The sequence below is a fragment of the Catenibacterium sp. genome, from assembly GCF_052354645.1.
GTDB classification, from domain to species: domain Bacteria; phylum Bacillota_I; class Bacilli_A; order Erysipelotrichales; family Coprobacillaceae; genus Catenibacterium; species Catenibacterium mitsuoka_A.
On sequence record NZ_DAWDDM010000038.1, the window covers coordinates 1 to 11,113 of the forward strand.

Sequence of the window (11,113 nt, forward strand, 5' to 3'; positions counted from 1 at the left end):
CACGAAATAAATATCCTTTTTTTATCGTGTCCTTTTTACAGGGTCCATTTTAAAAAATCACAAACCCTTTATCCTCAAGCGCAAGTATTAGTTGCTATGACTGGTGATTCTATAGAGAATCGTAGTCGTTTTACGCAGGTTATAGAGGCTTATAAGGATGGTACAAAGCAGGCAGGAGGTACATATATCACTAATAGTGAATATGCTTTAAATGGAAATAAGGATTACTTTTCTTCAGATGGTTATCATCCTAATAAATATGGACATTACTCAATTGGTGAAACCATTGGAGGCTATTTAATGAAATGTGAGGATGTAAAAGTTAATACTTATGCATCTACTATTACTATTGGAGCTGGTACATATGCGACTCAGTATGGTCATTTTACTGATGTCACAGGTGTTTATCATAATTACTATATGGTTGATGGTATTGTGGATCAATCTGTTACAGGGGCTATTGAATATGAAGGGGAATATTATAAGGTAGATTCAGGTAAGATAGATACATCTTATAATGGTCCTTGGACTTGTGGTAAAACAACCTACTATCTTGTGAATGGTCATACAAATAAAAATATGACGGGTATAGTGAAGTATGGAAATGGCTGGTGTTTTGTGAATAATGGTATTGTCTTAACAGGTGATATACTTATTTATTACAATGGACAATGGCATTGTATTCATAATGGTAAGATTGATGATACTTATACAGGATTAGTAGACTTCTGTGGAAAGACTTACTATGTGGTGAATGGTGTTGTAAATACATCTAGTAATGGTCTTACTTATATTAATGGAGAATGGTGTTATTTAGTGAATGGTGTTCTGGATACGCACTATAATAGTCTTATTTTCTATAATGGAACATGGTATTATGTGGATCATGGACAGATTAACTGGCATAAGACTACATTATCTCAAGTCAACGGAACAGGTACTTGGTACTATGTAGAAAATGGTCAATTGAATTGGTCATATAATGGTACTTACAATTATAATGGAATAAATTACACAATACGTAATGGTATTGTTTGTTAGGGACAGTGTATGTCCCCTTTTTTATGCATAAAAAAGGGATGTGATTGATCACATCCTGTCTAACATTCTTCTGAAACGATGAACTTAGGTCTTTCCCTGATTTCATCATAAATCTGTGCAATATAGTAACCAATAATACCAAGACAGATCATGATAATACTACTAGAGAATAACTGAAGTAGAATAACTGTAGTAAAACCTCCTAAAGCTGTACCATTTACATACTGTACAATTGAGTTAATACCAAATATTACAGAGGTAAGTAACATGATAAAACCACAAATAGTGACAATCTGCATAGGTGCAGAAGAGAAAGAAGTAATATTAAGTATTGCATACTTAATTAGTGATTTAGTAGACCACTTAGATTCCCCTGCTTCTCTTTCAGCTACTCTAAATTGAATCTGTGTTGTCTTAAATCCTACCCATGAAGATAAAGCTCTAAAGAAAGAATTCTTTTCCTTCATATTAAGTAGTACTAACATTACTTTTCTATCAAGAAGTTTGAAGTCTGATGCATTCATCATATCGATATTAGTCAACTTAGAGATAATCTTATAGAAAGTATTAGCCATAAATCTATGGATACCTGATTCTTCTCCTCTATCCTCTTTGACAGCTTCTACAACTTCATATCCTTCCTGCCATAACTTATACATTTCTACAATTTTAATTGGTGGATGCTGTAAATCACAGTCCATGACAACGCAACAATCACCCTTTGCATATGTTAAACCTGCAGTAATTGCAGATTCTTTACCAAAGTTTCTAGAGAAATGAACACCTCTTACATGTTCATGTTTCTCTGATGCTGCTTGGATTCTATTCCAAGTATCATCCTTAGAACCATCATCCACAAATAAGATTTCATAAGGAATCTTATTTTCTGTCATGATATCTACTACTACATTTGCGGTATTATCAATTAATAGTCCTTCATTATAAGATGGTATTATAATACTTAATAAACCTTCCATTTTAATTCTCCTTACAATATTTTTTTCTATAGATTGCATTCGCAATAATAAATAGTATTGCCCCTGCTGTTAAGCCAATACCAAGTTTTTGGTACTTTGTATGATATCTCATAGTAATTTTATTAGTACCAGAATGAAGCTTAATTGCATATAAGCAGTTTCCAAATGACTTTATATCTGCTTTTTCGTTATTCATTAATACATCCCAACCATCATCTACAGGAACAGATAAATATAAATAACTATCTTCATCTTCTGTTTTGACTGTTGTATCAATAGAACCATTCTTCATTGAGATGTTTACTTTGTTCTTACGTGCTGTTTGAGCACACTGATTTAATACACTTAAATCTAATGCGTAGAAATAGGCATTATCATATGAATTTAAGTAAAAATATTATATCACATATCGTCATGTGGTTATATAAATGGTACTGCATGTGTACATGATTTAAGAAATATTAATATTTTAGTGAAAAATATTTAAGAATTCTTTTGTTTTCTTGATGTAACTGATAATTAGATATTTATCAATAATTTGGTTTCTAAAAACATTTGATTCTCATCCAATATGTTATTTGACATTTACTTATTTTGCATACTGGTTGTCAAAAAGGATTATAAGAATTCTTACTATGTAGTTTTTGGTATGATCGATCAAATCATGGAGGCTAATTCACTACGTGAAGCAGAAAGGTAAGATGATTCCCCTACTCTAGAAAGGTGTACTATGCAAGAAATTCGCAAAAAAGTCCAATAGGATATTTGAAATTGTAGTGTGTGTTCACAATGAGTTTATTATAAGTTTTCGTGCAATCTGGACAATGGTATTTATATATTTGGAAATGATTATTGCATATATATACTCAGTAATTTCTTTGTTATTTGGTATAAAAATGATGATATCGAAACTAGGTGAAATAATAGTATTTCAAAGTTCATATGAATAGTATCGCCAGAAGTAGGATCACTGTTGTTGGAACATATAAAAGTTATAAAATAAATCTCTCTTTATAAGTAAATTGTTGCTTTAGGTTATCTTATTCAGCAAAAGTCCCATAATGATATTCGTAATATGCTTCCTTAAGTGAAATAGGCATAGGTGTAGCTTTTACCATTTCATTACTGAAAGCCTCAGTATCCATCATCATTCTTAGAATCTTAGATGCCATTTCCTTTCTCTTGAATGTATACTTAGCCTGCTTCTTAAGAAGCAGGAAATCTAGATAGCCTTGTATGTATCTGGTTCCAACGCCTCTTGTTGTCTGTATCATTGAGCTTACTTCTGTCATCATCTCATTGACAGCTCCTAATGATTTACCATCATCAGTAAGATATCTCTTTTCTAAAGGAGATGTCTTTATCTTATTGTTTACTGCTTCAAGATAGTTGGCAAACTGCTGTATGCTGGCCTTTGAATTTGATATGAACTCTTCCACATCTTTAAAGTAGTCTTAATTCGCGTTATATTTATAGAATGACTCACTTCCAAGACCTGATACCTGCATCATCATATGATCATTTTCATCTGTAGCACAGACAATGGCAACCTTGTGATGAGATATTCCTCTATATGCAGCCTGTTTACCTCTTTTCTTTGAGTATCTAGGCATATTTTGAGGACGTGTTCCCTTTAGGTTGATACTTTTATACTGTGTATCTATTTCAACTTCACCAGATAATTTCTGATGACCCATGATTTCAGATGCTGCATGATAAAGTTTATGACGCATATAGAAGCAGGTTGTCTTGCTTGTCCCCTAGACTTGAGCCTCACCCTTTAGAGGCATTTTATATAGTTCCAGTTCAATGAAGTGAAGCCACTGGTCCAAAGTAAAATGAGATCATTAAAATAAGGTGTTGGTTCTGTCACTAAAAGACTTGTGACAATCAAGACAGATATATCTCTGATTTCCGTTCTTATCTTTTCTATTCTTCTTGAAATGAACTGAACCACATATAGGGTATGCCTTATGAGATGGATCAATGTCTTCATCATCCTGTTTATATAATGATTCAATAAGTTTATTTACATAATCCTTATCCTTAGTTTTTAAATAGTTTTTTACCTGGTTTTCAGTTATCATAGCACTCACCTGACCTTTTAAGATCATTTTACAACTATTCGAGAAATGATGATTTGAGTTAGGTGGCTATAAAGTAGAAAAATAGGCGTTAAGTTAAATTTAATGATCTAGTAGCAACATTTTTCATAAACTTAGCGAAATAAATCATAAAATATTGATAAAGTCTACTAATTATAGTTTTTTCGTTGTATAATGCATATGTTTTACAGGGTCACTTTTTTTGTGATGTTTTATTAAACTTATTCTATATTAGAAAGTTTTTATATGATAATTTTACATAAAAGTTGTAAAGCGATAGTTATATTCAAAAAAATGCAGAAAGGAATTTTTGAAAGTGAAAACAAAGCAGAATAACAGATTAACATATATTGATTATTTGGAAACAATTGCCATGTTTTGTGTGGTATGCTGTCACTATTATGCTGTAATGGGCAAAGGTGTATCTGCGAATATGTATATGTTATTTGTGAAATGCTTTGGTGTACCTATTTTTCTCTTAGCTAATGGAGCATTGATGTTGCAAAGAAAATTTTCGTTGCGTAAACACCTGAAAAAAACAGGAATGTTGATTGTGACAACAGCCGCATGGAAAGCAGTCTATTTATTAATTCAATATATAAGATTACCAGCGGGTAGTTGTATTTGGAAGATAAGTGATTTATGGAACTACTTCTGCGGAGGAAATTTATCAAATCCATATGTACCAGCAGAACATTTTTGGTATATGTATGCTTTAATAGGAGTATATTTGGTATTTCCATTATTTGCATCTATTTATGAAGAAAAGAAAACATACTATTTTTATTTGATATTATTGTTATTTTTTATTCCAATTATTACGGAGATAGATGCGTTTATAGCAAATGTGACGGGTAAAAGTATTTCGTTTTCAGTGATTAGAGATGCTTATTTTCCGTTTGCACAAGCCGGGTACTATTTATTATTCTTTTTGCTTGGACCATTACTACATCAGTATTTTTATAAATCAGAAAAGAAGAAAAAACACAGAATAATTGCAGTAGGAACAGCTACTGTAGGTGCTGTTTTATTAGTGATTGAATATTATATACAAAACGGCACGTTAGGCGGTGCATATCAGGCATTACAGGGAGATTATCAGCGATTTGCAACCCTACTTATGACGGCAGGAATATATTCTTTATTTGCTACTTTTGATCTGAAGAAAACTAAGATAAATTCTATTATGGAATTTATTTCAGTGCGTACAATTGGAATCTATGCAGCACATATGATGTTGGCATATTTATTTTCAGCATGGCTTGTTAATAAAACGTCTAGAATCGGAGTATATATGCTTGTTCTACAATCTCTTGTTGTTATGTCAGGCTCTATTATAACAACAGAGATATTCTCAATGATTCCAGGACTTAGAACGATTTTAGGGTTGAACTATTACAAAATGCGTAAAAATTACTGGAAACAAAAAAGATTACAGCATAAAGAAGGAAGGTAGAAAAAATTATGATTCAAAAATTAAAGAATATATTTAAAATAAAAATACGATTTAGTTGGTTGCTAAGTATAATTTTTAGTGCTGGATATATACTTGGATATATTTTTCTTCAAGAGAAACACATTAATTCGGGTATGCAAGCATTTAAATATATAGTAGCGTGGTTAGTAGGAATTTTGATATATCATGTATTGATACAAATATTCTGGTGTTTGGTGCAAGGAGATTATCTACAGAAAAACAAAAAGATTCAAACATGGATAGTATGGCAACATCCCTTTGTAATCACATTTATATTTTTATGTATTTGTTGGACAATTCCAATAGTATTGAAGTATCCAGCGGGAATTTGCTGGGATGCAAGTTGGCAGATAGATCAGGGGATGGGAAACGTGCCTTTGACGACTCATCATCCAATTTTTCATACAATGTTAATGGCATGGTTTGTAAAATTCGGTATGCAATTGCATTCTGCAAATGTCGGAATCTTTTTGTTCTGTGTTGTTGAAGCAATTATATTGGCATTGATTTTCTCTTTTGCAATTAAATGTTTGGTGGCTCTTCAAGCAAAGTATTGGAGTATATTACTTGCAGTTATTTTCTTTGGGTTTAGTCCATTTATTACTGGATATGTTGGAACAGTAATCAAGGATGTTTATTTTGTGGCAATGTGCGTGTTGTATATTACAACGTTAATTGTATATGCTGCAGATCGTGAATTGTTTTGGAGTAAATGCTACTATAGTATTTTATTTGTATTGGCAACAGTTGGAATGGTTCTGTTTAGAAATAATGGATTGTATATGTGTGCGCCAACAGCTTTGGTATTAATGGTTTACGAATTTAAAAAGCGTGATAATAAATTTATAAAACATATTGTAATTATTGCAATGTCATGTATATTGGCCGTGACAGCATCGAAGACTTTGACTCATATCTACCAACCGGAGAAGGGAAGTATTGCAGAAGCGTTATCTCTTCCGTTTCAGCAAACTGCAAGGTATGTAAAGACATATGGAAACGAAGTTACAGAAAAAGAAAAAAAGATAATTAATAAAGTATTGCCTTATGATCAATTAGGAGAACTATATAATCCATATGTTTCAGATCCAGTAAAATTTTATTTTAACAGGAGTGCCACTGGAGATGACTTAAAACAATATTTAAATGTTTGGTGGAGGCAATTTCTAAAACATCCAACATGTTATGTAAAAGCAACAGTTCAGCAAAGTATTTTTTTAATATATCCAGGATATAATAATTATGCTTACTATTTGAATAGTAATGCAAATAATTATTTTTATCAAAAAGAGCAGTATTTTACTACTCCGCGTAAAATAGCATTGTTGCAACAAAAATATTTTAAGTATTTAGTGGGATGCCACAGTGTTCCAATTATCAGTTTATTAAACAATATGGCATTGTACATTATGGGGATGTTCTGTTTACTGATTTTTTCATGGAAAAAGCATAATTATAATAGTATGTTCTTTTTTGTCCCATTGATTTTATCAGTATTAATTATACTTGCTGCGCCTTGTATTAGATGGCATGTTAGATATGCATTCCCTGTAATATATACGTTCCCGTTGATATTAGCGGAATTTACAAGAATGAGGAAGGAAGATAAGAATGGATAAAATAGCAGTTTTAATTCCTTGCTACAATGAAAGCAAGACAATTGAAAAAGTTGTAACAGATTTTAAGAGAGAGTTGCCAGAGGCAACCATCTATGTATATGACAATAATTCTACAGATGGAACAGATAAAATCGCAGAAGCTGCTGGTGCAGTAGTTCGCTATGAGTATCAGCAAGGAAAAGGTAATGTTATTCGTAGAATGTTTAGAGACATTGACGCTGAATGTTATATTATGACAGATGGTGATGATACATATCCGGCTGAATATGCAAGAGAAATGGCTGATAAGGTATTGTACAGAAATGTGGATATGGTAGTTGGAGACCGTTTATCGTCAACTTATTTTGAAGAAAATAAACGCCCATTCCATAACTTTGGAAATAGTATTGTACGTAATAGCATTAACAGTTTATTTAAAAGTGATATCAAAGATATTATGACTGGATATCGTGCATTTAGTTATATGTTTGTTAAGACATTTCCTGTGTTATCTAAAGGTTTTGAAATTGAAACTGAAATGAGTATTCATGCTGTAGATAAGAACTTGTTTGTTGAAAATGTGGTGATTGATTACAGAGATCGTCCAGAAGGCAGTGAATCAAAATTGAATACATATTCGGATGGGTTCAAAGTATTGAGAACTATATTCCGTTTATTTAAAAATTATAAACCAATGCAATTCTTTTCTTTACTTGCACTTGTATTAGCAATTATTAGTGTGGCATTTTTTGCTCCAGTATTTGTTACTTTTCTGAAAACAGGAGTTGTTGATAAAATGCCAACATTAATTGTGAGTGGTTTCACAATGCTTGCAGCTATTCAGTCATTATTTTCAGGTTTGATTCTAACAACAATTACTCAAAAGAATAGACAGGATTTTGAAATGCAATTGATGAATATGAAAAGTACATTTGAAAGTAAAAAGATATAATAATCATATGGGAGTATGATTTATAGAGAATATCAAAGGAAAATGATATTATCTATACATTGATGAGTCAGCAACATTAAGTTCAGCTCTTAAAAGTTTCTTCATGTGCGTGAAGAAACTTTTTTTGTGTTATGTAATTTGATTGGGATAAGTGTTAAAAATGTTGTATACTTGACTTATATGAGCATTTTTTTGGAGGGTTTATGAAAAAAGAAAAAGATATATTTGATAGAATTATGGAATGGAAAATCTTACGTATATTTAATCCATTTTATAAAAAATATAAGGAAGTATTACTCTATTTATTTTTTGGCGGTTTAACAACTGTTATCAGTATTGGTTCTTATGCATTTTTTGATATTTGTATGCATATGGATCCAATGATTGCGAATATCTTTTCATGGATACTCGCTGTATTATTTGCCTATGGTACAAATCGTATTTGGGTTTTTGAGCATATAGCACAAGATATAAAAGGTATTATTCAAGAAATGATTTCTTTCTTCGGTGGACGTGTTGTTACTCTTTTCATGGAAGAGGCTGTGTTGTATGTAGGAATAAATATATTATTCATGAATAGTATTATCGTGAAAGTATTCGCACAGGTTCTTGTGGTCATTGCGAATTATATCATTAGCAAATTGATTGTCTTCAAGAATGAGTGATTGAATAAGAGGGAAAGAATATGAAAGCCAAAAGCGCTATGATACAAAGACTTTTTAAAGAAGCGTTTTTCTAAGACAGTGATTCCATTTTTGTTTTGGACGTTTATGGGACTTTTATTTGATATATTTTTCTTACATACAGTCAAAGTATCTGATTTGACTTTAAAGGTTCTCACTGATGGATTTATCAATACTCATTTTGTACAAATTTATTGGTTTTTTATGCCTTTATTTGACATTTATTTGTCTATTCCTTTATTTGCATCAATTGAAGAAGGTAAAAGAATAGAATTATTTAAATATTTATTTGTAGTAGGTTTTATTTTCAATGCTACAATCCCATTTCTTCTTTCAGCTTTTCATCTCGATATTACGTGGCCTTTAAATGTTAATGTAGTCATTGGTTATGCAATATTCGTGGTGATGGGATATCTCATTCATAAGATGGATTTTACACCTAATCAAAGATGTATTATTTATTTTTTTGGTTTAGCTGGTTTATTAATGCATTTTTGTGGTACTTATTATGAATCATACGCTTTAGGTGATGTAAGTCAGATTTATAAAAATTTAACTTATGCTCCCATTGTAATGTATTCGGGTGCATTTCTCTTGTTTATTAAACAAATTAGTGAAAAGGTGATGAAAACAAATATTTCTAAATATGTTCATTTTATAAAGCAATATACATTCCCTATATATTTATTACATTATTTTGTTATGGAATTAATAAGTAAGAATCTTAATTTGACGAACTATACAAAATCAATTATCTATCGTCTAGGTATGCCTTTTATCGTTATTCCTATCACTATTATTGTTGCAACACTCATTCGTAAACTAAGATTAGGAAAGAAAATATTGCCTTAAATTACATGATTTCACAGAAATTACACATAGATAGCGCTTGTAATAAGGTATAATAACAGCAATGAAGTGAATTATAGACTATTTTGTGGTATAGTAATTTATGTATGAACTTAAAAATAAGGATGTGAAAAAAGATGTATAAAAGGAAATTAAGAGGATGGGCGAAGCATTTAGATTTCTTAATTGCGGACCTTATCTGTCTACAGTTAGCTATATTTCTAGCTTACTACATGCGTCATGGAATACTTGATATATATACAAGATCTTTGTATGTCAATATTGCGATAGTCATGACACTATTAGATATGTTAATTATTATATTCTTTAATATTTTAAAGAATATTTTGAAGCGTAATAATATTACAGAAATGATTAAAGTAATAGAAAAATCATTATTATTAATGGTTGTATCTACTCATTATATTTTCTATGCGCAAAAAGATGATGTATCACGTTTAACTTTAGGTTTTACATGTGTATTTGATGCAATGTTTACTTATATTGTACATTGTATTATGAAACCAATTGTAAGACGTAGAAGAAAGAATAATAAAAAGTCTCTTATCGTGATTACAGAGTCTGAATTTATTGATTCTATTACAGAAAATAAGAAAATATTTGGTTTGGATGAATACCAGAGTGTTGGTTTTGCGGTTCTAGATAAGAATATGGAAGGTCAGAAATCAAATGGCTGGTCTATTGTGGCGTCTCAGGATACTGTTATAGATTATGTATTAAGACAATGGATGGATGAAGCTTTAGTGATTCTTCCTAGGGAAGATGTTTTCTCTACTTCTTTAGTTAAAGATTTGGCTGAAATGGGTCTTGCTGTTCATGTGGAAATCAGTGAATATAACTCATTAAAGGGATATCGTAAGCAGTTTGAAAGAATGGGTGAAAACCAAGTATTAACTGTTAGCATGAACTCTATTAATGAATATGACTGGATTGCCAAGAGAATACTAGATATTCTTGGTGGTTTAGTAGGATGTTTCATTACTCTTATTTTGACTATCTTCTTAGGCCCAGCTATCTTTATTGCCTCTCCAGGACCAATCTTCTTTAAACAGAAGAGAGTTGGTAGAAATGGTAAAGTGTTCAATATGTATAAGTTTAGAAGTATGTATATGGACGCTGAAGAGCGTAAGAAAGAGCTTATGGCTCAAAATAGAGTTAAAGATGGTATGATGTTCAAACTTGAATATGACCCTCGTATTATTGGTTGTAAAAAGAAAGCCGATGGTACAACTAAGAAGGGTATAGGTAATTTTATTAGAGATTATTCTCTTGATGAATTCCCTCAGTTCTTTAATGTATTAAAGGGTGATATGAGTTTAGTAGGTACTAGACCCCCTACTCTTGATGAATGGAATAAGTATGAATTACGTCATAGAGCACGTCTTGCATTTAAGCCAGGTATTACAGGTT

The 11,113-nt window shown here is 31.2% G+C and carries 10 protein-coding genes and 2 pseudogenes; 7 read left to right on the plus strand and 5 right to left on the minus strand.

The annotated features are described in order from the left end of the window. Nucleotides 1-96: 96 nt before the first annotated feature. Nucleotides 97-1,041, plus strand: coding sequence for a hypothetical protein (locus tag ACT8VG_RS02995; RefSeq protein ID WP_444195170.1), 945 nt, complete (start codon nucleotides 97-99; stop codon nucleotides 1,039-1,041). A 59-nt stretch (nucleotides 1,042-1,100) separates the two neighbouring features. Here ACT8VG_RS02995 and ACT8VG_RS03000 read toward each other — a convergent pair whose 3' ends face one another. The 5 genes and pseudogenes from ACT8VG_RS03000 to ACT8VG_RS03020 all read right to left on the minus strand — a co-directional run bounded on the left by ACT8VG_RS03000 (nucleotide 1,101) and on the right by ACT8VG_RS03020 (nucleotide 4,132). Beyond that, on the minus strand, nucleotides 1,101-2,018 hold the full coding sequence (locus ACT8VG_RS03000) for a glycosyltransferase family 2 protein (protein WP_444195171.1): 918 nt from the start codon (nucleotides 2,016-2,018) through the stop codon (nucleotides 1,101-1,103). A 1-nt stretch (nucleotide 2,019) separates the two neighbouring features. Further along, nucleotides 2,020-2,385: pseudogene (locus ACT8VG_RS03005) on the minus strand (YfhO family protein); the annotation flags it as partial. 673 nt (nucleotides 2,386-3,058) lie between these two features. Next, complete coding sequence (locus ACT8VG_RS03010) at nucleotides 3,059-3,457, minus strand: hypothetical protein (RefSeq protein ID WP_444195172.1); 399 nt, start codon at nucleotides 3,455-3,457, stop codon at nucleotides 3,059-3,061. A 15-nt stretch (nucleotides 3,458-3,472) separates the two neighbouring features. Next, nucleotides 3,473-3,751 carry a hypothetical protein gene (locus ACT8VG_RS03015; protein ID WP_444195173.1) on the minus strand — a complete coding sequence of 93 codons (279 nt, stop codon included), beginning with the start codon at nucleotides 3,749-3,751 and terminating at the stop codon, nucleotides 3,473-3,475. A gap of 114 nt (nucleotides 3,752-3,865) precedes the next feature. Further along, nucleotides 3,866-4,132, minus strand: a complete 267-nt coding sequence (locus tag ACT8VG_RS03020) for a transposase (RefSeq protein ID WP_444195174.1) — start codon at nucleotides 4,130-4,132, stop codon at nucleotides 3,866-3,868. Nucleotides 4,133-4,439: 307 nt separating this feature from the next. On the opposite strand from ACT8VG_RS03020, the gene ACT8VG_RS03025 reads away from it, so the two are divergent. The 6 genes and pseudogenes from ACT8VG_RS03025 to ACT8VG_RS03050 all read left to right on the plus strand — a co-directional run. Beyond that, the gene (locus ACT8VG_RS03025) at nucleotides 4,440-5,579 is read left to right on the plus strand and encodes an acyltransferase (protein WP_444195175.1); all 1,140 of its coding nucleotides are present in this window, start codon (nucleotides 4,440-4,442) and stop codon (nucleotides 5,577-5,579) included. A gap of 8 nt (nucleotides 5,580-5,587) precedes the next feature. Next, nucleotides 5,588-7,219, plus strand: a complete 1,632-nt coding sequence (locus ACT8VG_RS03030; RefSeq protein ID WP_444195176.1) for a DUF6020 family protein — start codon at nucleotides 5,588-5,590, stop codon at nucleotides 7,217-7,219. Next, on the plus strand, nucleotides 7,212-8,150 hold the full coding sequence (locus ACT8VG_RS03035) for a glycosyltransferase family 2 protein (protein WP_441035759.1): 939 nt from the start codon (nucleotides 7,212-7,214) through the stop codon (nucleotides 8,148-8,150). The genes ACT8VG_RS03030 and ACT8VG_RS03035 overlap by 8 nt, the downstream gene beginning before the upstream one ends. A 203-nt stretch (nucleotides 8,151-8,353) precedes the next feature. Next, entirely contained in the window at nucleotides 8,354-8,815 is a 462-nt protein-coding gene (locus ACT8VG_RS03040) for a GtrA family protein (protein WP_444195177.1), read from the plus strand. Between the two features lie 54 nt (nucleotides 8,816-8,869). Next, nucleotides 8,870-9,685, plus strand: a pseudogene (locus ACT8VG_RS03045) (acyltransferase); the annotation flags it as partial. A gap of 134 nt (nucleotides 9,686-9,819) precedes the next feature. After that, nucleotides 9,820-11,113: sugar transferase (locus tag ACT8VG_RS03050; RefSeq protein ID WP_444195178.1), on the plus strand; the 1,294-nt coding region annotated here is incomplete at its 3' end.

Coding starts and splice junctions, on each gene's coding strand:
- ACT8VG_RS03015 (WP_444195173.1), bottom strand. CDS start 3,751: ATGCGTCATAAACTTTATCATGCAGCATCTGAAATCATGGGTCATCAG.
- ACT8VG_RS03040 (WP_444195177.1), top strand. CDS start 8,354: ATGAAAAAAGAAAAAGATATATTTGATAGAATTATGGAATGGAAAATC.
- ACT8VG_RS03000 (WP_444195171.1), bottom strand. CDS start 2,018: ATGGAAGGTTTATTAAGTATTATAATACCATCTTATAATGAAGGACTA.
- ACT8VG_RS03020 (WP_444195174.1), bottom strand. CDS start 4,132: ATGATCTTAAAAGGTCAGGTGAGTGCTATGATAACTGAAAACCAGGTA.
- ACT8VG_RS03035 (WP_441035759.1), top strand. CDS start 7,212: ATGGATAAAATAGCAGTTTTAATTCCTTGCTACAATGAAAGCAAGACA.
- ACT8VG_RS03030 (WP_444195176.1), top strand. CDS start 5,588: ATGATTCAAAAATTAAAGAATATATTTAAAATAAAAATACGATTTAGT.
- ACT8VG_RS02995 (WP_444195170.1), top strand. CDS start 97: ATGACTGGTGATTCTATAGAGAATCGTAGTCGTTTTACGCAGGTTATA.